This is a genomic window from Runella zeae DSM 19591 (genome assembly GCF_000423565.1).
GTDB lineage: Bacteria > Bacteroidota > Bacteroidia > Cytophagales > Spirosomataceae > Runella > Runella zeae.
On record NZ_KE384040.1, the window covers coordinates 162,107 to 182,997 of the forward strand.

General features: G+C 43.5%; 19 protein-coding genes. 7 read left to right on the top strand and 12 right to left on the bottom strand.

Annotation, left to right across the window (positions count from 1 at the left end; all coding sequences use genetic code 11):
• The first annotated feature begins 17 nt into the window (after nucleotides 1-17).
• The 7 genes from G563_RS0126625 (at nucleotide 18) to G563_RS0126655 (ending at nucleotide 13,637) form a co-directional block, all read left to right on the top strand.
• Complete coding sequence (locus G563_RS0126625) at nucleotides 18-1,799, top strand: RagB/SusD family nutrient uptake outer membrane protein (protein WP_028668016.1); 1,782 nt, start codon at nucleotides 18-20, stop codon at nucleotides 1,797-1,799.
• Nucleotides 1,800-1,825: 26 nt separating this feature from the next.
• Entirely contained in the window at nucleotides 1,826-2,329 is a 504-nt protein-coding gene (locus G563_RS0126630; RefSeq protein ID WP_157585630.1) for a DUF5018-related domain-containing protein, read from the top strand.
• Between the two features lie 82 nt (nucleotides 2,330-2,411).
• Nucleotides 2,412-4,127: a right-handed parallel beta-helix repeat-containing protein gene (locus G563_RS0126635; protein ID WP_028668018.1), complete on the top strand. Its 1,716-nt coding sequence runs from the start codon at nucleotides 2,412-2,414 to the stop codon at nucleotides 4,125-4,127.
• Nucleotides 4,120-5,925: a right-handed parallel beta-helix repeat-containing protein gene (locus tag G563_RS35980; RefSeq protein WP_084650989.1), complete on the top strand. Its 1,806-nt coding sequence runs from the start codon at nucleotides 4,120-4,122 to the stop codon at nucleotides 5,923-5,925. Before G563_RS0126635 ends, G563_RS35980 begins: the two co-directional genes overlap by 8 nt.
• Nucleotides 5,926-6,038: 113 nt before the next feature.
• Complete coding sequence (locus G563_RS0126645) at nucleotides 6,039-8,966, top strand: glycoside hydrolase domain-containing protein (protein WP_028668019.1); 2,928 nt, start codon at nucleotides 6,039-6,041, stop codon at nucleotides 8,964-8,966.
• Nucleotides 8,967-9,005: 39 nt separating this feature from the next.
• Nucleotides 9,006-11,243 (top strand): beta-galactosidase, encoded by a 2,238-nt coding sequence (locus G563_RS0126650; protein ID WP_169579815.1) that lies wholly within the window; start codon nucleotides 9,006-9,008, stop codon nucleotides 11,241-11,243.
• A 12-nt stretch (nucleotides 11,244-11,255) separates the two neighbouring features.
• Complete coding sequence (locus G563_RS0126655) at nucleotides 11,256-13,637, top strand: glycoside hydrolase family 95 protein (RefSeq protein WP_028668021.1); 2,382 nt, start codon at nucleotides 11,256-11,258, stop codon at nucleotides 13,635-13,637.
• 221 nt (nucleotides 13,638-13,858) lie between these two features.
• Here G563_RS0126655 and G563_RS0126660 read toward each other — a convergent pair whose 3' ends face one another.
• The 12 genes from G563_RS0126660 to arr all read right to left on the bottom strand — a co-directional run bounded on the left by G563_RS0126660 (nucleotide 13,859) and on the right by arr (nucleotide 20,891).
• Nucleotides 13,859-14,173 (bottom strand): DUF3817 domain-containing protein, encoded by a 315-nt coding sequence (locus tag G563_RS0126660; protein WP_028668022.1) that lies wholly within the window; start codon nucleotides 14,171-14,173, stop codon nucleotides 13,859-13,861.
• 2 nt (nucleotides 14,174-14,175) lie between these two features.
• The gene (locus tag G563_RS0126665; RefSeq protein WP_028668023.1) at nucleotides 14,176-14,640 is read right to left on the bottom strand and encodes a hypothetical protein; all 465 of its coding nucleotides are present in this window, start codon (nucleotides 14,638-14,640) and stop codon (nucleotides 14,176-14,178) included.
• A 71-nt stretch (nucleotides 14,641-14,711) separates the two neighbouring features.
• A complete protein-coding gene (locus tag G563_RS0126670) occupies nucleotides 14,712-15,623 on the bottom strand; it encodes a helix-turn-helix domain-containing protein (RefSeq protein WP_157585632.1) in 912 nt (303 codons plus the stop codon).
• A gap of 213 nt (nucleotides 15,624-15,836) precedes the next feature.
• Nucleotides 15,837-16,709 (bottom strand): TolB-like translocation protein, encoded by an 873-nt coding sequence (locus tag G563_RS35985; protein WP_051211231.1) that lies wholly within the window; start codon nucleotides 16,707-16,709, stop codon nucleotides 15,837-15,839.
• 104 nt (nucleotides 16,710-16,813) lie between these two features.
• Nucleotides 16,814-17,374 (bottom strand): DUF4256 domain-containing protein, encoded by a 561-nt coding sequence (locus G563_RS0126680; RefSeq protein WP_028668025.1) that lies wholly within the window; start codon nucleotides 17,372-17,374, stop codon nucleotides 16,814-16,816.
• Nucleotides 17,375-17,386: 12 nt separating this feature from the next.
• Nucleotides 17,387-17,770, bottom strand: coding sequence for a DoxX family protein (locus G563_RS0126685; RefSeq protein WP_028668026.1), 384 nt, complete (start codon nucleotides 17,768-17,770; stop codon nucleotides 17,387-17,389).
• 6 nt (nucleotides 17,771-17,776) lie between these two features.
• Nucleotides 17,777-18,244, bottom strand: a complete 468-nt coding sequence (locus G563_RS0126690; protein WP_028668027.1) for an SRPBCC family protein — start codon at nucleotides 18,242-18,244, stop codon at nucleotides 17,777-17,779.
• Nucleotides 18,245-18,279: 35 nt separating this feature from the next.
• Entirely contained in the window at nucleotides 18,280-18,603 is a 324-nt protein-coding gene (locus tag G563_RS0126695; RefSeq protein ID WP_028668028.1) for an ArsR/SmtB family transcription factor, read from the bottom strand.
• A gap of 198 nt (nucleotides 18,604-18,801) precedes the next feature.
• On the bottom strand, nucleotides 18,802-19,092 hold the full coding sequence (locus G563_RS0126705; protein WP_028668029.1) for a DUF202 domain-containing protein: 291 nt from the start codon (nucleotides 19,090-19,092) through the stop codon (nucleotides 18,802-18,804).
• Nucleotides 19,093-19,240: 148 nt separating this feature from the next.
• Nucleotides 19,241-19,684 (bottom strand): DMT family transporter, encoded by a 444-nt coding sequence (locus tag G563_RS0126710; RefSeq protein ID WP_028668030.1) that lies wholly within the window; start codon nucleotides 19,682-19,684, stop codon nucleotides 19,241-19,243.
• A 122-nt stretch (nucleotides 19,685-19,806) separates the two neighbouring features.
• Nucleotides 19,807-20,397, bottom strand: a complete 591-nt coding sequence (locus G563_RS0126715; protein WP_028668031.1) for a Crp/Fnr family transcriptional regulator — start codon at nucleotides 20,395-20,397, stop codon at nucleotides 19,807-19,809.
• Between the two features lie 65 nt (nucleotides 20,398-20,462).
• Nucleotides 20,463-20,891, bottom strand: coding sequence for an NAD(+)--rifampin ADP-ribosyltransferase (gene arr, locus G563_RS0126720; protein ID WP_028668032.1), 429 nt, complete (start codon nucleotides 20,889-20,891; stop codon nucleotides 20,463-20,465).

A 20,891-nucleotide genomic window follows, 5' to 3' on the forward strand; every position in this document is an offset into this window, starting at 1 on the left:
CAAAGCAACTGAAAGCAATGAAACGATATATCACAAAAATAGTTTTGGCACTAACGGTTCTTAGTGTTTGTATTTACTCCTGTAAGCAATTGGACGACACACGGCCTTTTGACAAATTTGATGAGACAGCCGTGTGGAGTTCAAAGAGCAATGCCATGCTTTTTGTCAACGGCGTATATTCATCAGTGTTAGGTTTATATACTAATACCGTTGAGGACGAAGTTAGAACGAGTAACATTATCCAAAGTGATGGAAACGCCTTTACAAGAGAGTCAATTACGAGAGATGACGACTACGGTTTTAACCAATTTAGCAAAATCCGTAGCTGTAATCTCATCATCGAAAAAGCCAATGCGTCGGCCGCTTTAGCAGAAGGTGATAAAGTAGAATTGGTAGCGCACGGGAAGTTTTTGAGAGCTATGACGTATTACTGGCTTGCGCGCCGTTTTGGAAGGGTAATATGGGTGGATAAAGTATTGACCGAAAACGAAACAAACTATGCTTTGCCTCAAACGACCAATATCGCCGAAACCTATAACCTAATCATGAAGGATATAGATGACGCGATTGCGGGCTTGCCTGCTTCTTCGCCTGCGGGGATTGCGACCAAGGCATCGGCTTATGCGCTCAAATCTGAAGCCGCCTTGCAAGCAGCCGCTTATACAGGCGATAACACTTACTACCAAAAAGCGATAGAGGCAGCCAATGCCGTGATTGCAACGGGCAAGCCATTAGAAGCTGATTACGAAGGAATGTTTAACGAAAAAGCTAGATTTTCACCCGAAATCTTGCTCGCTACCTACCGCGATAAGTCCAATACTGTGGTATCAAACATTGCAGATATGCAAGAGGCCATCCCCAATGTGAACAACGACGACCTCAAATTGCGGAACGCTACGCCATTGTTCAAATTGGATAAAGTGTTTGAGGATTGGGGGAAATATTCACCCACCCAAAATATCATTGACGAATACTTGGTCATTGATGCCGCCGACCCTTCCAAAGCGGTGAAATGGGATCAATCGTCGCAGTTTTTGAAAAATGTAACCAAAAAACAATCCCCCTTCCTTGACAGTGCCGTAGTGACGGGTTCGGGAAGCATCAATGCAATCATTTATAACAACCGTGACAAGCGCTTGGCGGCTTCAATCGTCTATGATTCAACGGCTTGGTATGGCGAATTGGTGACAACCAACCGCAACGGAAACCTGAACCGTATGATTAAAGGAAGCCTGAACTCGGGCTGTTGTACCCAAATCACCAATGCTTATTTCCGCAAAGGAATTTACAACGTGTCTCCACGGCCTTTTTACAATACGCCGGTGGATTATCACTGGGTGATTTTCCGCATGGGGCGCGTGTATTTGAACAAAGCGGAGGCGTTGTTGATGCAAAACAAAATTGCAGAAGCCGTAACCACGCTCAACATCACTCGTCAAGGCCACGGTGGTTTGCCGCCTTCTACGGCTACCACAGCCGAGGCTGCTTGGAAAGACTACAAACGGGAGCGTAGGGTGGAGCTTTTCAAAGAAAAAGACTATTACTGGAGCTTGCTGCGCTGGGGAAAATACGGCGGCAATGCCAACGGAGGGGCTGCTCCTGGGGCTAAAATCGCGGAATTGTTGGAGAAACCGACGTTTATGGAAATCAACGCAACGCGCAAAGGCTACCGCATCGAAGTGATTAATTTCCAACTCAACGATCAGCGTATGTTTGACGAAACCCGCCGTTACTTGTTGCCGATTCAGAATTCGCAAATAGTACGTCATGGGGCGATGACTCAGAATCCTAACTGGTAAACCTTTACAAACAAATGAGAAAGACAATGCAAACAATACATAAAATAAAGTATTTGCTTATGCTAGGCATGGCATTGAGCTTGTCTTCCTGCCTCAAATATGGACTGGAAGATAATTTGCCCAAATTTAAGGATGCCCTTATCACGGAGGTTTTTATGGAGTATCGCTTTGAAGATTCCAAAGTAATGTCGGGGGGAAGCCCTATGGTGCGGAATGTGACGCTTACGCTCACTCAAAAGCAATTTAAGCGGAAAGAAAGTACGGCTGGTGCTTCGCTTGATTCGCTGATTTTCAACGTAACTGTACCTGCGGCGTCGGGGGCATTTACGGCCGAAGAAAAAGCCAAAGTCTCCAAAAGTCGGTTGGTACTGATGACCAATATTTCGCCTGCTGCTACCATGGAGCCTTTGGAAGGTGCCCCGCAGCCAGGTTTGCCAGGTGATTTTTCCCAACCACGTAAGTACAAAATCACGGCAGCCAACGGCGATAGCCGCGTTTGGGTAGTGAAGATTGGCAATTTTACGAATTAAGTTTTCACTTATTTATTGTAAAAATAAAAGGTCTTGTTTAGGTTGGAAGGTTATTTTTGAGTTTCTCTAAACCTAATTTCTTATGGCTTTCCGACAAAGCGTAATACTATTTGTAGTTTTATTTATCCACACCTTTACTATTTTTAGCCAAGTGTCGGTGACGAGATTTGGCGCCGTACCCGACGATACCCTCAATGACCGCGAAGCTATTCAGAAGGCCGTGGATTATTGTAAAGCAAATCGGGTAAAAAAACTGGTATTTCCCGCAGGGAAGTACCTTATTAGCGAACCCAAAGCCATTCAGCTCATGTATGATGTGCTGGATGGCAAAATGGGCCGCAATCCGCAAGATGTGGTATTTACGCCGTATTACCCGTACAGCCGAGGTATTCATTTTGAGGGAATTAACTCTCTCGAAGTGGAAGCCGCAGGGGCGCAATTGAGCGTAAGAGGGTGGATGGAACCTGTGTCTATAGAAAATTGTAAAAACCTCACCATTAAAGGGTTGACCATCGATTACGAAACCATGCCTCATAGCGAAGGAGTGGTGGTGAATGAAGGGGATGGCTATTTTGATGTGCAATTTTCCAAGGAATTTCCGATTAGAAACAACCTGCTGATGCTGCGGTTGATGTTTTGGGATTTGAGTAAAAACCGACTTTTGGGTAAAAGCATTTATTTCCCAAAAAAGAATGAACTGATTGACGCCAAAACGATTCGGATTTGGGCTTCGTATCCCCAAAAACTCCTTGGGCACGTGGCGTTGATAAATCACATGTTTCACTTTCGCCCTGCGATTCTTATCAACGAATCAACCAACACTATTTTAACTCAAGTCACGATTCATTCTCAGCCTGGTATGGGTATTGTGGGGCACCGGTCCGAAAATATTTTGATGAATGGCCTGCGCATTGTCCCGCGTCCGGGCTTGTACCAATCCACCAATACCGACGCTACGCACTTTACTTCTTGCAAAGGTAGGATACGATTTGATGGCTGTACATTTGAAGGTCAAGGCGACGATGCAACCAACGTACACGGCTATTATCAGTTGATTAAAAAGAAGTTAGCTCCGCAAAAGTACGTCATCGAAATAGAGAAAGCGTGGGGTACGCACGCCATGGTACTCGACTATCCCGACAAAGGCGACGTGCTCGAACTCGTTTCGCGGAAGACATTAGCCGTGGTAGGAAAATACACCGTTATCCAATCAGAACCCAAGCCCAAGGACTGGAACACAACCATTATGCTCCACAAACCTTTGCCCGACGATTTAGAAAATTATTACCTCATCGATGTGACTCGATTGCCACGTTTGGAGTTTGTCAATTCGTACGTAGGTAGTCATTTGGCGCGGGCGGTGTTGGTCAAAACTCGCAATGTATTGATTGAAAATTGTACTTTCAAAGAAAGCACAGGAACTGCCATTCATATTGGTGCCGAGGGAGATTGGCGCGAAGGGGCGGGATCGGAAAATGTCATTGTGCGCAACAATAGAATCCTACGTTGCGGGCGCGGTGACGGAACCAACGACGGTGCGTCGGCCATTGCTATCAATGTCAAAGCTCCCGATATTTCCGTAGCAGGGATTCATAAAAACATCCTGATTGAAGGAAACCTAATAGAAGGTGAAAATGCTGAATGCGGCATTTCGGTGGCGGGCGCCTCGGGTGTTACGATTCAAAACAATGTTTTTTGGGGCTGTAAAAAGCCCATTGTCACCAAAGCATCTGAAGATTTGAAGATGTTTCATAACTACATCGGAACAACGAAAATCCTACCTGAAACCCATGAATAACCTTAAATTGAAGTGTCTCGGCTTATTTTTATTGCTGTGCTTCTGCCAGATGACCATTGCCCAACAACGAGTACTTTTAAGCAACTTTGGAGCCAAACCCGACAGCTACGAAAACGCTAGCCCTGCACTCGTTAAAGCCATTGAACAGTGCCGAAAAGTATCCAACGCCACGCTTGTATTGCCAGGTGGGCGTTTGGATTTGTGGCCCGATGGTGCTTACAAACAGGAAATCTATATTTCAAACAGTACAGAAAATGACACTTTGTCGAAGGTTAAAAACGTCGCTTTTTTGCTGAGAGAGTTCAAAAACCTAACGATTGAAGGCAACGGAACGCAGATTTACTTGCATGGAAAAATGGTAGCTTTTGCCCTTTTTAAGTCTTCAAACATCACGATTCGCAACCTCTCTTTTGACTACGAACGGCCTACCATGAGTGAGTTGGTACTGACGTCGGTATCGCCCACCAAAGTGGAAACCAAGCTGCATCCTGACACGCGTTATTTTATCAAAAATGGAAAATTTGGTTTTTACGGAGAAGGTTGGAAAAGCAATAATCACCACACCATTGTTTTCAATGAAACCGACCAAACCATGAAATACAGCTCGTTTAGGGCGTTTTTGGAGAGCAAAGCGGAAGAAAAACAACGGTGCGAGGTTGTATTTACGGGAGATTTTTCCAAAATGAAATTAAAAGCAGGAGAGAGGCTCTCGATTCGTGACACCTACCGCGACAATTGCGGTGGATTTATCACGCTTAGTCATAATGTGTTGTTGTACAACATCAATTTGCACTACATGCACGGATTGGGCGTAGTATCGCAGTTCTCCGAAAATATCACCATCCGAAAAGTCAGCGTGGCGCCTCGTCTCGAATCGGGGCGGATTGTCAGTGCCTTTGCCGACTGTTTTCATTTTTCGGGATGTAAGGGTAAAATCTTGGTTGACAGTTGTTTCACTTCAGGTGCGCACGATGACCCTATCAATGTTCACGGAACGCATTTGCAGATTGTAGCCAAAACGGGTTCTAACAAACTCACGGTGCGGTTTATGCACCACCAAACGTACGGTTTTGAGGCATTTTTTAAAGGAGATAGCATTGCGTTTGTGAACCCAAAAACGCTGCAACCCATCGCTTATGCCAAACTTAAAAACGCCGTCTTGAAAAATAAACGGGAGATGGAAATAGAAACCGACAAGCCTTTTGCTGCCAACGTGGCGGTGGGGCAGTGCATCGAAAACCTCACTTGGACGCCCGAAGTGACGATACGTAATTGTCGCTTTGAACGGACAAATACGCGCGGGATTTTGATGACCACGCGCCGTAAAGTAGTAATTGAAAATAATCAATTTTACAAAACAGGAATGCACGCCATTCTCATTGCCGACGATGCCGCGAGTTGGTTTGAGTCAGGTCCCGTGCAAGATGTAGTGATTCGTAATAATGTGTTTGAAGAATGTGGATATAATTCAACACCAGGTAGTTATGTGATTGCAATTGCACCCGAAAACCATGATTTAGTCAATGGTTTTTATGTGCATCGAAACATACGAATCGAAAATAATACCTTCAAAACCTCAGTTGCACCGTTGCTGACAGCTAAAAGTGTGGATGGATTGGTGTTTCGCCACAACAAAATCATTTCGTCAAAAACGGTAGATTTTACGGCCGATAAAACTACATTCAAAATTGAAGCATGCAAAGATGTCACCCTCACCGACAATTCTTTTCCCGCCGACTGGAAACCTGTATTGACTAGCTCGCACATGGATAAATCGTCCGTTAAAATGGGTTGGTAATAGCCTTAATAGACCTTCCAAGTTTTTAAAATTTAGAAGGTCTGACGATAACCCTGCCAAGGTTCAAAACCTTGGCAGGGTTGACTAAACCGATACATAAACCCCACGCCTTCATGAAATCAATCATACCCTTTTTTACTTTTTTGTGTTTCGCTTTTGGAACATTACAAGCCCAAATTCACCCGTATGCTGTAGCCACCACGCCTTGGCAGGAAGACTATGGAAATCACCGCGTGGTCATTAGCGTAGCCCAGCCTACGGAGGCCGTTTATACAAAAATCCAATGGCGTCGAAGAGATGCGAACCCCCAAGAAAAACGCCTTTTAATCACCGATGAAAATGGAAAAGAAGTCATGAACATTCATCGGATTAGAATAGAAAAAGAAAGCGGTGAGTTTGTGTTTGAACCGACCCACACAGGTGTTTTTTACGTGTATTACATGCCTTTTGCGGGAAAAAAGAACGTGGGTTGGTGGGATGGAAAGTATTTAACCCCTGAAAACAAACCCAACCAAGCGTGGGTCGAAAAACATCGACTTTTGACCAATGATTTTGAGGCAAAATCGCTTCCGCAAGCCCCCGTGTTGAAAATAGAATCACGGACAGCTTTTGACAGTTTTTATCCGATGGAAGTGGGCGCGACCCAAGCGGAACGAACGGCGCTGATTGAGCATGAGAATAAAAATTTCCTACTTTTTCCCGAAGATAGGAAGTTTCCCGTTCGAATGACCGAAAATATAGCCTATCGTTGGGTGGCGCAAAAATCTTCCAATGTGTTTAATGGCAAGGCATTCCGCAACGAATACTACGCGTTTCAGATTGCCGTTTTTGCGGCTAAAAAGGAGCTAAAAAACCTCAAAGTGACGTTTTCAGGGAGCAATAAAGTAACCTGTTTCAACACGGGAGGCATCGATGCCGACGGGCATCCGTTCTCTAAAAAGGTGGACATAGCCCAAGGAAAAATCCAGCCGCTTTGGTTTGGGGTGGATATCTCACCTACCGAAAAACTGGGAAAACATTCATTTGACGTGACAATCTCGGCCGAAAATGAAGCACTGCAAACGATAAAAGTCATCATAGACGTAATCAACCAACAGCTGCCCGACCGAGGGGATAGCGAGCCTTGGCGGCATTCTCGACTGCGTTGGTTAAACTCAACTTTAGGCATTGATGACCAACCCGTTGCCCCTTACACGGCATTGAAAAGAGTCGGAAAAAAGATTTCATACCTCATGGGCGAAGTGTCGCTCAATGAGTCGGGCTTTCCTGAGTCGATGAGGGTCAATCAACAACACTTGCTACGTAACCCCTTAGTGTTTGTGGTCGAAACGGAGGCGGGAGTGGAAAAAATTACTCCTTCCTCCCTTCGATTTACCAAAAACAATAAGGGTGTGGTCTCGTGGGTGGCCGAAGGAAAAGTTCGCGGATTCAATCTTCTGTGCAACGGAAGCATTGAGTTTGATGGAACATTGCTGTACAATATTCGCTTAAAAACACAGATGTCCCTCAACATAAAAGACGTTCGGTTAGAGATTCCTGTCGAGAAAGCCAATGCGATTTATTTTATGGGCATGGGACTGCCTGGTGGCTTTTGCCCCGCTGATTACCAATGGAAATGGAAAGGCCCACAGGACTCGTATTGGATTGGTTCTGTGAAGGCGGGGTTACAGTGTGAGATGTTGGGGGCTGACTATACGGGGCCTCTATTGAATCTGTATCATCCAGCGCCTCCGTCGTCATGGTACAATAGCAACAAAGGAGGTTTTCGTTTGTCAAGCACTGGAAATCAAACCATTGCGACCACTTATTCGGGAGAACGGACGATGAAAGCAGGAGAAAGCCTTGACTTTGGGTTTCGTCTCTTGCTAACCCCCGTCAAAAAACAAGATACCTATGACCAATTTACCAATCGTTATTATCACGATGGGAATAAGCCTGCGCCTTCGTTGAAAGATTTGGCTTCGGGCATCAAGATTACCAACGTTCACCACGCCAACCCGATTAATCCGTACATTAATTATCCCTTTATTGCGGTCGATAGCATGAAAAACTTTGTGGACTATTGGCACAGCAAGGGCTTAAAAGTCAAGATTTATTACACGATTCGAGAATTGACCAACCAACTTCCTGAACTGTGGGCGTTGCGGAGTTTGGGCGATGAAATTTTTGCCGATGGTAAAGGAGGAGGATTCCCGTGGTTGCGAGAGCATTTGGTAGAGCATTATGATGTTCAATGGTTTAACAAAATCAACGGTTACGAAGAATGCGACGCGGCGATTCGGACGGGAGGCAAATCGAGATGGTACAATTATTACATCAATGGCCTTCAATGGTTGGTCAAAAACGTTGATATTGACGGGCTTTACCTCGACGATGTAGCCTTTGACCGTACCATGCTAAAACGAATGCGGAAGGTGATGAACGCCGTAAAACCAGGTTGTTTGCTTGATTTGCACTCCAACACGGGTTTTTCAAAAGGCCCTGCCAATCAATACACCGAGTACTTTCCGTATCTCAATAAATTGTGGTTTGGCGAGAGTTTTAATTACGATAAAATGTCGCCCGAAAACTGGATGGTCGAAGTTTCAGGTATTCCGTTTGGACACATGGGCGATATGCTACACAGCGGCGGTAATCCGTGGCGAGGCATGGTCTATGGCATGACGGTTCGCTATCCGTGGTTTACGGAAGGTGTCAGTTGCGACCCGCGCGATATTTGGAAAATTTGGGATGAGTTCGACATTGCCCATGCCCAAATGAGCGGCTATTGGGAGGAAAATTGCCCTATAAAAACGGATCATGAAAAAGTGCTGGCTACGGCTTATGTACACCAAGGTAAAACTCTTATTTCGGTGGCATCATGGGCACCCGAAACCGTAAAAGTAAAGCTGAATATAGACTGGAAAGCCATTGGAATGGATCCCGCAAAGGTAAAATTTAGGATTCCTACCATTAAAAATTTTCAACAGGGACAGTCATTCTCCAAAGATGACTTTTTGGAAATCACCCCGACGAAGGGCTTTTTATTGATTGTTGAATAAAAAATGAAGCACATTTCGATGATGAATATTTTAAAAAAAATGGGTTTGTGGTTAACTTTTTGGGCAGGCTTGTCGTCAGTTCAAGCCCAAGAGTTAGCCGTATTGGATATGACAAAGGTTGAAAAAACAACCCCAACGGCGTTGCCAATGCAAGGCATAAATCCTTCAGGAAATACGTTGGCGGTTAACAATCAGTACTTTGTCAAAAATGGCGAGCCGTGGTATCCACTGATGGGTGAAATTCACTACAATCGGGTCAATCCCCAAGATTGGGAGTCGGCACTTTTGAAAATGAAAAGTGGCGGTTTGGGCATTGTGGCGACTTATATTTTCTGGAATGAACATGAAACCCAAAAGGGTAAATGGGATTGGGAAAAAGGGCGTAACCTGCGGCGGTTTGTGGAACTGTGTAGTAAACATGGTCTTTACGTTTGGCTGCGAATTGGCCCGTGGTCTCACGGGGAACAACTGCACGGCGGGCACCCCGATTGGATAAATTCAATGAAAGGTAAGCGCTCTAATGACCCAACTTATTTAGCGGAGGCTTCTCGGTTTTTTCAACAAATTGGGGAACAAACAAGCGGTCTTTACTTCAAAAATGGCGGCCCTATCATTGGAGTACAGCTTGAAAATGAATATGCTTCTGGACAGGCGGAGCACATCTCCACCTTGAAGAAAATGGCGCTTTCCAGCAAAATTGAGCCTGTTTATTGGTCAGTGACGGCCAATACGGTTTTTGATGACACCAAAGTAGAGGTGATTCCGCTCCAAGGTGGCTATCCCTACCGTGGCTGGGAAAAAGGCGGGGGAAAAGCCACGAAAGATTTTCTCTATGGCAACGACCAATGGATTATGACCGACGCCCTCGGTAAAGTGTATTACGATACCAAGCGTTTTCCAAAAGGCATGTGCGAACAAGGCTGCGGGAGTCAGGTGACGTACGCCAACCGTTTTGTGGTAGAACCCTACATCGTGGAAGCACACCTCCAAAACCAAATCGGTCGAGGGATGAACATGATGGGGTATTATATGTTTCATGGTGGTACTCAATCGCCAGGATTGAAAGAACCAGGTTGCCCCGAAAATTACGATTTCCAAGCGCCTATCAGCGAATTTGGCTATTTGCGGCCTTCCTATAAATACTTAAAGATTTTGCACCATTTTGCCAATGATTTCGGCAAAGAATTGGTGCAAATGAAGGTCGTAGAGGCCCCAAATCCCCTGCACGATGAATTGAATACGGAGCAAGTGAGGTACATTGGAAGGGTCAAAAACAATCAGGGATTTGTATTCTTCTGTAATGCCCAAGTGCGGGTTCCGATGCCCGATAAACAAGTGGCTTTGCAGGTAAAACTCTCTCATGAGACCATTAACTTTCCGAAGTTTACGCTGAAAGGACAAACATCCCCGATTTTGCCCTTTAACCTCAATCTTAACGGTATTTTGGTAAAATATGCCCTTGCGCAACCTTTCGCCAAGGTCGAAAACGAGGGGAATTTGATGGTATTTTTTCAAAAACTCAAAGGCGTTGAGCCGCAAGTTGCACTAGATAGAACTACCATAAAAGAGATGAAGTCGGCTGGGTGGTCATTTCGTAAAGAAGGTGATTTGGATGTTGTGTCTTCTCCCAAAGCAAGTGTCATTGAACTTAAAAATGGGGAAGGAAAGCGGGTTACGTTGGTGTTTTTGACGCGTACCGAAGCTGAAAATGCGTGGCGTGTAAACCTAAATGGAAAGCAAGCATTGGTGCTTTCAGAAGCTGATATGGTAGTGAAAAATAATGAAATAGCGTTGTTGCAGTTGAAGCTACCCACCTTCGTTTTTAAGATTTATCCTGCGAATACATTAGCGCTCGAAACACTTAAGAAGAAGACTGAATCGACAGTGTGGGACAATTATACCGTAGGTGTTCCCCAAAAGCAACCAGCATTAAGCATAAAAAAATTGGCAACAAATAACATCGAAATCGGTAGTGCGGAAGCCTTTCCTGCTTATATCAATGATGTGTTTGTGAAGGTAGATTATCGAGGCGGGCAAGCCGAAATGTGGCAAGGCGAAAAGCTTAAAACTGACCACCTTTTCAATGGAACTCCGTGGTTGTTGGGCTTAAAAAATTACCTTCCATACGGGCCGCTGAGTGTGCGTTTAGCAGATTGGAATAATAATATAACAGGCATTTCGGTGGAGTTAGCCAATAATATCAAGAAAACAGGGCCTTCTTTCAACGCCATAGAAGTAATGCCTCAGTACAAGACATCGGTTAGAATAAAACCCTAAATATCGCTTTTTATGTTAAAAGTACTTATTAAAATCGGTTTATGTCTCGCAGTCGTTGGGACAGTTTATGGCCAAAAACAACCTTTGAAGCTTTGGTACAAGCAACCCGCTTCTGCCACCACACCCGACAGCAAAGAAGGCTGGAAAGATGACCAAGAATGGCTCAAAGCTTTGCCGATTGGGAACGGAAACATCGGCGCAATGGTGTTTGGAGATGTCAACAAAGAGCGCGTTCAGCTCAACGAAAAAACGCTCTGGAGCGGTAGCCCATTTGACAACGATAATCCTGAAGCACCCAAGTATTTGGATGAAATCCGCAACTTACTTTTTGAAGGAAAATTTAAAGAAGCAACGGCGTTGACCAACAAAACCCAAATTTGTAATGGCAAGGGTTCGGGGCAGGGAAACGGAGCGAATGTGCCTTTTGGCTGCTTTCAAACCTTGGGCGATTTGTGGTTGGATTTTGGGAAACAGGGTGATTATCAGTCGTATTACCGAGATTTGAACTTAAACGAGGCCGTTGCCAATGTCAGCTATACCCAAGACGGCGTGACTTACAAACGCGAGTATTTTGTTAGTGGGCCTTTGAATGCGCTGGTGGTTCGCCTGACGGCCAACAAAGCGGGCGCTATTAGTTTTACTGCTTCCCTCAATCGTCCTGAGCGGTTTACAACCGAAGCAGCCGACGGCGAATTACGGATGTTTGGCGCGTTGCACAACGGCCAAGGCGCAGACGGAATGCAGTATATGACGCGGCTCAAAGCCAAGTTAAACGGAGGAACGCAGTCGTTTTTGGATAACAAATTGGTGGTTAAAAATGCCAACGAAGTGATTTTATACCTCACGGCTTCAACCGATTACCTGCCCAATTATCCCATTTACAAAGGGCGAGATTACCAAGGGATTACGGCGGCCAATTTGAAAAAGGCGTTTGCGCAGCCTTACGTTCAAACCAAAAAAGAGCATCTTGCCGACTACCAAAAGTACTTCAATCGGGTAGCGTTGACGTTGAGCGAAACGGCCGATAATGTTCCAACAGATGAGCGACTTTTGGGTCTTAAAACCACCGAAAATGACAATCATTTGTCGCAACTGTATTTCCAATTTGGTCGCTATTTGTTGATTTCATCAACCCGCGAAAATACCCTCCCTGCCAACCTTCAAGGGATTTGGGCCAACAAAATCCAGACACCTTGGAATGGCGATTACCACACCAATATCAACATTCAGATGAATTATTGGCCTGCGGAAGTTACCAATCTTAGCGAGTTGCATTTGTCGATGACGCAGTTCATCAAGGACATCGAAAAACCCGCCACCAAATCGGCTTCTGTCCAGTTTGGGTTACCAGGCTGGAGTGTAAATCCGATTGTGAACGTCTGGGGTTTTACCTCGCCTGGCGAGCACCCTTCGTGGGGATTGACGTCGGGGGCGAGTGGCTGGATTTGCCAGCATTTGTGGGAGCATTATGCGTTTACGAGGGATAAAAACTATTTGCAGTCGGTGTATAGCACGTTGAAAAACGCCGCTCGTTTTTACAAAGCTTGGTTGGTCGTTGACCGTGAGTCGGGGCTGCTGGTGTCGGGGCCTGCGTCTTCGCCCGAAAACGCTTTTGTTGCCCCCGATGGTAGCCGAGGCTCTATCAGTATGGGCCCCGCGCACGACCAAGAAATTATTGACGAGCTTTTTGGAAACGTCATCAGTGCCGCTGAGATTCTTAACGACAAAGATGCTTTTATAGAAGAGTTGAAAGCCGCCCGCAAAAAGCTACAGCCCGTAAAAATTGGTTCTGACGGGCGCGTGATGGAGTGGGCTAAAGAGTACAAAGAAGTGGAGCTAGGACACCGTCACATGTCACATTTGTACGCGCTTTATCCTGGCAATGCGTTTAATTACACTCAAACGCCACAATTGGTAGAAGCGGCCAAAAAATCGCTGGAATATCGCTTAGCCAACGGAGGCGGAGCGAGCCAAACGGGTTGGAGTGCGGCTTGGGTAACCAATTTTTGGGCAAGGCTAAGAAACGGTGATGAAGGATTGAAAAACTTCAATATTATTTTGAAACAAAAATCAGCGCCCAATTTCTTTAATCTTCACCCACCTTTTCAAATAGACGGAAATTTTGGCGCAACGGCAGGTTTGGCCGAAATGCTCGTTCAAAGCCACGACGGAAACATCGAACTTTTGCCCGCCTTACCCTCGGCTTGGAAAGACGGCGAGGTTAAAGGACTTTGTGCCAGAGGCGGTTATGTGGTGGATATAAAATGGAAAAACGGGCAGTTGACCCACGCGCAAGTATCATCGAAACTAGGCGGTACGGTCAGCGTAAAATACGGCAAAAACACCAAAACAATCACGGTGCAAAAAGGAAAGCCAACAACCATTCCCCTTTAGACTTGCTATGACTATTATAAACTTGGCAAGTCTTTGATTTGTAGGTGGTTTGACTTGCCAAGTTTTGGATGCGGAAGAGTATAAACTTGGTAAGTCTTTGGTTTGAAATTTAAGGATTAGATAAATTAGGTGACAGATGAATGTATCAAGACAGACTGCCTCCTTGAAGCTGCCTGATTTTGTGTTGAAGGTTAGAAGTCAGTTAGACTCTACCAACCTGTTCATTGCTTTCTGTAAAGTGGACGAAGGATTTTAGCATCAATATAAAATGTGCCAAAAGGAATAAAGCAACCAACCAATATCTTCCAAGTAATTTCTTTGAATTTCCATTGTTGCTCAATGCCCACTTGGAATGTATTGAAAACAAAAAGCAAAAACAAAGCACCGTGTATAGGGCCAAGGATTTTGACCATCACTGGGAAATGAGCAAAATACTTGAGAGGAACAGCGACAAATACCAATATGAGGAGAGAAACGCCTTCTAAGAAAGCCAAAAGTCGTAATCGACCAATAGGAGTTTTGAAATAAGTCAACATGATTAGAAAGATCTAAAATAGGGTCGGTGGGCAAGGGGAGAAAAGGGCCAAGGTATGGCGATAAAAATGATGAAAAGCGTAATGCTAAACCACATAAGTATGGTTTGATACTTTTCTTTGTCGGTCGGTTTTCTCTTTGCCAAGGCCGACCCAATGGTGACGCATATCACCGCCCCAATCATGAGTAAGGAATGAATCAGGCTAAAAAAAGTGAGCTCCCAATACTGAATCCCTTTTGTCGAATTGCTCCAAAATGATTGGATAATAGGACTTTGGCTATAAAGAATAAGTCCTATGGTCAATTGTAAATGAGCGATAGTGGCAGTCCAATGCCGCAGCGAATTATCGGTTTTGGAAAAAGGGAGAGCGTGTGAGTAGCCACTCCACGCTCGATAGATAGAAGCAAGCAGCGCAAGCAAGACCAACCATCTGAATACCGAATGTAAAGTAAGTAAAATAAGGTACATTTCTTTGCTTTTAAAATTTAGGCAAAGGTCGTCTGAAATGGTTGTGAAGAGTAGGACAGATACACCTAAAATCAGGATTTTTCAATCATTTTTCGATATTGCATAGGTGTCAATTTTTCGTATTTTTTAAATAATCGACTAAAATAAGAAGCATCATACATTCCTAGTTGAGCCGCAATATCGCTAATAGAATGGCTGGTTTGGAAAAGCAACACTTTGGCTTCTGTCACCAAAGTCTCATCAATCCACCGAGAAGGAGATTTTTGGGTAATTTGTTTTATAATTTTATTGAGGTGATTAGGACTTACATTGAGCATAGAGGCATAGTCCGTCACCTGATGTTTGGTATGAATGTATTGGTAAAGTAATTCTTTGAAATGATTAACCAAAGCTACTGCCTTTTTATTTTCACTGTTGGAGAGCGGTTGATAAGTCGTATTTAGATCGCAAAGAGCAGCGATTAAATAAGATTGAATTATGTTGGGGTTTTTCAATCCATTTTGTGCATATTCGTCATGGATTCTTTCAAAGGTTTGACGTAGATAATTGGCAACGGGGGGAGTAGGCCGGATAATAGGATTACCCCAAATCGTCAAAAATTCAAACTCTTTAATAAGGTCGCTGCTTCCTATTTTGCCCGTTAGAAAACTGTCGTCGAAACTACACAAAAAACCTTCGTTTACCTCGTATTGGTCATAACTAAACACCTGTCCCGCTGCTACTATCAAGCATTCATTTTTATGTATTTGGACGGGATAAGCCCCAATTCGCATGGTAGCTACGCCACTTGTCAGATAAATCAAGATATGAGTATGACCACGAGTGGGAGGCACGGGAAGTTTAGATATTTTGATGAGATCTTGTACGTTAACCATGAAAAAACGCCCATAATCTTGTTTGATTATTTCTTTAAGTTTAGGGTCCGGCTTCATAAAAGACCCTATAAACTCATCTGTATTGAAAGTCTTAATATCCTTCGTCACGTTAATTTAGATTTTAGGAGGCCGCATTAAATCGAAAGTCATCAATAAAAAAGGCATCATAGCGGATTTTGTACCGCTACGATGCCTCTGGTGCAAATCACTATATTGTTGTTTGTGTTGATAATCAGTGATTTAGTGTATTGGTTGCTTTGACTTATTGATTTGCAATGGCTAATTGCCAAATTGATTTATCCAAGCTAAAGGTACCAATAGTTAAGGTAAGTATTTCCGAATATCAAAATCTACCGAATATATATCTTCTTTAAGTTTATTGGGTTGTTTCTGTTGCCTAGAGAAGTACAGTTTTTTTTCTTTTTGATGAACAAAAGGACAAAATTCTGCCATGCTAGAATTGATAGGTTGACCCAAGTTTTGGGGAGTTGTCCACTTACCTTCTTTTTTTATACTAATAAACAAATCTACTTCTCCATAACCTGTAGAGTCGGATGAAAAATAAATAAGGTAATCTTCATCTGGACTCACAAACGGATTGGATTCTCTGGCGGCGGTATTTATGGGCAAACCTACATTTTTGGGAGTTTGATAGGCACCGTTTTTATATTCTGATACGTAGATGTCTGATTTGCCTATTTTATCTTCGTTTTCTTTCATGAAGTAGATATTCTTGTTTTTGGCCATTGAAGCATACGACTCAGATTCTTCGCTGTTGATAACGTTGCCAAGATGATATGGTTCGCTCCAACCTTTTTTAAGTCTTGTCACCGCCCAAATATCAAAATCTGTTCTTTGGGCAGCACGACCTGTGGTGCGGGTAGATTGAAAGAGTACTGTTTTGCCATCAGGACTAAACATTGGGTCAATGTCTTTCCATTGGCCTTGGGCGGTCGAAAAGGATGCTACCGTTGGGGATGACCATTGTCCTTTGATTTTGTGCGATTCCATGATTTTTAGTGTGTCACGTTTGCCATTGGAACTCACCCAAAGGGCTATTTGTGAATCAGGCGAAATCGTGAGTCCAAAAACACCACCGTTTGAGATGCGTTCTGGTTCAAACAAAGTAGGCTCGCTTTGAGCTTGACCATAGAAAGATGCCAACAAAGTGACTAAAAACAGGAAGTATTTCATGAAAATTGGTTTTAAATGGCTGTTGTTACAAAGTAGAGCCTAGGCTCTACCTTCCCTATAACACTACCACTTTACCAATAAGTTTCACATTTTTTCTTAGTTTCTCATACCCGCAATGCTCCTCTAAATCCTCTAGCGCTATAGTAAGATTGGACGCCATTGTGATAAACAAAAACCCGTCCAAATCGAAAATCTCCAAAAATAGCTCCGCCGAGTTTTCTCATATCGGGTGGAGTGAGCAGCCAACTTGAGGTTTTGGTATCAAATTTACCTAAGCTTTGCAATACTCGATATTGGTCTTCTGTCAAAAGCTCAATGCCCATATCCGTGGCCATGTCGATAGCACTATCGGCAGGTTTGTATTCTTTTCTTGCTTCCAGTGCTTCACGGTCGTAGCAGAGGCTGCGACGACCTTTGGGACTTTCGGCTGAGCAATCAAAAAAAATGTATTCGTCGGTATGAGCATCATAGCCTACTACATCGGGCTCGCCTTCAGTTTCTTCCATTTCGTTGAGCGACCAGAGTTTTTCTGGATTCGCTTCTAGTTTGACTCGTATTTTGTCCCATTCGATGCCTTGATGACGATTCATGTTTTTCTCAAAACGAGTTTTCAAGATACCAAATAGCTCTTCGCGCCGTTCTTGGGGTAAGTTTTTGTTGTTCATGGGAAAATGTTTTTATTGATTTAAGGAAATTATTTTTCTGTCAGCGGGTCTAAAATACCACGATACGACCGTCAGAATTATCAATAATAGAGGTCCAAAACTTTCGAGAAGGGCGTCGCCTACGGCAATATGCGAAATCACCGCTCCCGACATGGCAAAGAAAAAGCCCGCATAAGTCCATTCTTTCAGAAGAGGGAATTGGGGAATAAGTACCGCCGTCACTCCCAAAATTTTCCAAATTCCAAGGATTGTCAGGAAGTAAAGCGGATAACCCAAATGCTCAAAAAGCTTGGCTTCTTCGTCTAGATGAATGAGTTGGACGATGCCGCTAGATAGCATTCCCAAGGCAAGCCACAAGGTAGCTACCCAATAGATGATTTTATTTCGCTTTGTCATAAGGTTTTATTTGACGGGATTGAGGATAGATTGTAATCGGTTGTGAGCCATATTAAGTCCTTGGGCAAAAGGCAGTTGTAACATCTGATCGCGAAGCGCCACCGACTTGTAGATTATATGCATGGTGAGTTTGCTGGTAGTAGGGGAGAGAGCTTCAAACTCCAAAAACTCAAGCTGAGGAGCAAAAGGCGTATTTTCCATTTCAAAGGTGCGGGTGATTTTTTGATTCATCACAAACTCATGAATGACGCCATTGGAACGAAATACTACATTTCCTTGCGGATTACTCGTTTCGAATTGGTAGCTGCCGTGCACTTTGCTTTCGAGTTTTAAGACCTTCGTCCCCATCCACTGTGCTACGATTTCTGGCTCCACATATGCTTTGAAAAGCAGCTCGACAGGAAGTTCAAATTCCCGCGTGATTGTCAGCTCCTGTTTGCCGTCTTCGGCCTGTATTTTTGTTTTGTGTATCATGGTGAAAATAAGCTAATTGAAAAAGAGTTTGCCCTCTATTCTTTTGTTTTGTAGGCTTGCATAATGGCTTCGAGTTTGTTGAAACGCTCATCCCACATTTGGCGAAACGGCTCAATAAAGTCAGCGACTTCTTTCATTTTCTTGGCATTGATGTGATAGTAAATTTCGCGACCGTTTTGTTGTTGTTGGAGGAGTTCGCATTCGGTCAGGATTTGTAAGTGTTTCGACACGGTCGGGCGAGCAGTATCAAAATTGGCTGCGATAGCACCTGCTGTCATGGATTGGGTAGCCACTAGCAGAAGGATAGCCCTTCGGGTAGGGTCGGCTATGGCTTGAAAAACATCACGTCGTAGATTCATTGTGTAGTCATTTGACTACAAATTTATATGTAGTTATTTGACTACGCAATTTTTTGCCCAAAAAAATTCTAAAGATTAAAAATGCCCTTTTACGTGGTAGGATTTCAATAGGCTTTTTGAGTTCAAAAAGCATTTCTTTGAACTTTACAACAGAGAGCCTTTATATAATCGAAGATATACTCACAAGAATGTTTTAGGCTAGTGTTTGCTATATTCATCTTTATAATCCCCAATGTGCTTTTCGCTGTCTAAGATTTTTTTGTGTTGGGTTCGGTAATTGAATACCCCCACTACAAAAAGGATAAAAGAGATGAAAATAAAGACGTATTCTATCACAAGCCCATAAGATACTTCTAGCAGATTGTTGATAGTCAGGCCCGCAACTAAGAAATACATAGAAGTCCGTAAGAAGGCTAAAAAAGTAGTCTGATTGGACAGGATTGTTCTTTGAAGCGCTAGTTTTTCTCGCAAAATCAGGTCTTTGTTCATAGTCGTAAAAAAGCTGAGGCAGTAGAAAGTGACGCCTAAAGATACAAATTAGTCGGCCAACTTACCCATAGTGAAAGGAGGGAAGCAATCCCAAGTGAGTCCCAATGCGACTTGATGCCCTGAATCAACAAATCGAAAATTATCAGCTTCAAAACTTCTTCATCATGATTACTCCTCCCACAATCAGCACTAGACCTATGATTCTTCCTACACTGATAGATTGTGGTTGTGCACCCATGATTTGAAAATGCTCCATAAGCATTGATATCAACAATTGCCCTGTCACTACTAATCCGAAAGTCAGACCAGGGCCAATTTTGGGAAAAGCTAATACAATCACAGTCACATAAAAAGCCCCCAAAACACCACCCGCCCATGCGTAGGTAGGAGCCTCTTTGATGCCTTTCCAGGATATATTTTGAGAGGTTAAGAATATGTAAGCCACTAATGCCAAAACTCCAATGGCAAATGAAATCATAGAAGCATGAACAGGACTCCCGCCTGTTTTTGCTAATTTGTTGTTCATGCCCGCTTGCATAGGTAAAAATGCCCCCGCTACAAAAGCTAATATAATCCAGATGACGCGTTCCATATTGCTTATAATTAGAAGTTTAATACAAGGTGTATTTCTATAACACCTTTTTGATAAAGCAAAAGTCGGTCTTACATAGCGGCTAAAAAATGAACTAGCTTAAGAAATAAAGTTGAAGTAGTTCAACTTTTGCGGTTGAGTTTATGATTACGAATTTTAGAGAGAAATTCGGTAGACATGCCGAGATAGGAAGCGATAATATACTGTGGTATTTCGTTGACAAATTGAGGGTATAGTTTTGCAAAGTTTTCGTAGCGTTCTTCGGCCGATTGGGTGAGATTAGCAATCAATCGGCGTTGTTGGGAGGCAAGGCCCCGCTCGGCAATGATTCTAAAGAAGGTCTCAAATTTTGGATTGGCAGCTTTAAGTTTTTGTTCGTTTTCGTAGCTCAGTTGTAGCACGGTACTGTTGGAGATAGCCTCCACAAACAACGTGGCAGGCTGCTGATAGATATAGCTGTTGTAATCTGTAATCCACCAGTCTTCGATAGCAAGCGCAATGGTATTTTCTTCGCCCTTTTGATCTATAATAAACGAACGAAGTGCTCCCTTTACTACATAATAGCGATACTTTGCCGTAAACGTTGGTTGAATTACCAGTTGTTTTTTGCGGAGTATCTTAGCCTGAAAAGCTTCCCCAAAAACCGCTGCTTCCTCGGTAGTTACTTCTACTTTTTGTTGCAGAAAATGTATTATTTTTTCGGTGGGTAGCATGAAAAAAATTGATTGGTTGTGTTAAGCAATTGTTGACAAAGACGACCGAAAAATGTACCGATTTCCTAATCTTCAATGGCTTCGATGCCCTGTTCTTTAAGCCTTTGGAGGCTTTGCTTCATGGCGTTGAGTTGCTCAGTGGTGTGGCCTTGCCATTCTGTTATTTCGCCTATTACTTTAAAAGGACTCAATGAGCGATAAGATTTAGTAGGGTTTCCCGGAAATTTTTTATCGGTCAGATTAGGGTCATCTTCAATAGAGCCAGTAGGTTCTACGATATAAATCCTCTCCCGTCCTTCACCTACGGCCAGTTCGGCACCCCAAATAGCGGCTTCCAAAGTGGCGGTGAGATAAATATACTTTGCTTTGTTTCTTTTTCCATAATTGGAATGAAACCCCACTTCAATCAAATCGCCTTGCTTTAGATCGGCTTTTGTACCATGATAATATACTGGAAGTTTATCATCATGGGTAAGTTCTTGCTTGTTTATCAT

What these genes read in the sequence shown, in the direction of transcription:
- G563_RS0126705 (WP_028668029.1), bottom strand. Translation starts at nt 19,092, where the DNA reads ATGAACAAAGACCTGATTTTGCGAGAAAAACTAGCGCTTCAAAGAACA.
- G563_RS0126665 (WP_028668023.1), bottom strand. Translation starts at nt 14,640, where the DNA reads ATGTACCTTATTTTACTTACTTTACATTCGGTATTCAGATGGTTGGTC.
- G563_RS0126710 (WP_028668030.1), bottom strand. Translation starts at nt 19,684, where the DNA reads ATGGAACGCGTCATCTGGATTATATTAGCTTTTGTAGCGGGGGCATTT.
- G563_RS0126650 (WP_169579815.1), top strand. Translation starts at nt 9,006, where the DNA reads ATGGGTTTGTGGTTAACTTTTTGGGCAGGCTTGTCGTCAGTTCAAGCC.
- G563_RS0126625 (WP_028668016.1), top strand. Translation starts at nt 18, where the DNA reads ATGAAACGATATATCACAAAAATAGTTTTGGCACTAACGGTTCTTAGT.
- G563_RS0126695 (WP_028668028.1), bottom strand. Translation starts at nt 18,603, where the DNA reads ATGAATCTACGACGTGATGTTTTTCAAGCCATAGCCGACCCTACCCGA.
- G563_RS35985 (WP_051211231.1), bottom strand. Translation starts at nt 16,709, where the DNA reads ATGAAATACTTCCTGTTTTTAGTCACTTTGTTGGCATCTTTCTATGGT.
- G563_RS0126680 (WP_028668025.1), bottom strand. Translation starts at nt 17,374, where the DNA reads ATGAACAACAAAAACTTACCCCAAGAACGGCGCGAAGAGCTATTTGGT.
- G563_RS0126645 (WP_028668019.1), top strand. Translation starts at nt 6,039, where the DNA reads ATGAAATCAATCATACCCTTTTTTACTTTTTTGTGTTTCGCTTTTGGA.
- G563_RS0126655 (WP_028668021.1), top strand. Translation starts at nt 11,256, where the DNA reads ATGTTAAAAGTACTTATTAAAATCGGTTTATGTCTCGCAGTCGTTGGG.
- G563_RS0126685 (WP_028668026.1), bottom strand. Translation starts at nt 17,770, where the DNA reads ATGACAAAGCGAAATAAAATCATCTATTGGGTAGCTACCTTGTGGCTT.
- G563_RS0126715 (WP_028668031.1), bottom strand. Translation starts at nt 20,397, where the DNA reads ATGCTACCCACCGAAAAAATAATACATTTTCTGCAACAAAAAGTAGAA.
- arr (WP_028668032.1), bottom strand. Translation starts at nt 20,891, where the DNA reads ATGATAAACAAGCAAGAACTTACCCATGATGATAAACTTCCAGTATAT.
- G563_RS0126635 (WP_028668018.1), top strand. Translation starts at nt 2,412, where the DNA reads ATGGCTTTCCGACAAAGCGTAATACTATTTGTAGTTTTATTTATCCAC.
- G563_RS35980 (WP_084650989.1), top strand. Translation starts at nt 4,120, where the DNA reads ATGAATAACCTTAAATTGAAGTGTCTCGGCTTATTTTTATTGCTGTGC.
- G563_RS0126690 (WP_028668027.1), bottom strand. Translation starts at nt 18,244, where the DNA reads ATGATACACAAAACAAAAATACAGGCCGAAGACGGCAAACAGGAGCTG.
- G563_RS0126630 (WP_157585630.1), top strand. Translation starts at nt 1,826, where the DNA reads ATGCAAACAATACATAAAATAAAGTATTTGCTTATGCTAGGCATGGCA.
- G563_RS0126660 (WP_028668022.1), bottom strand. Translation starts at nt 14,173, where the DNA reads ATGTTGACTTATTTCAAAACTCCTATTGGTCGATTACGACTTTTGGCT.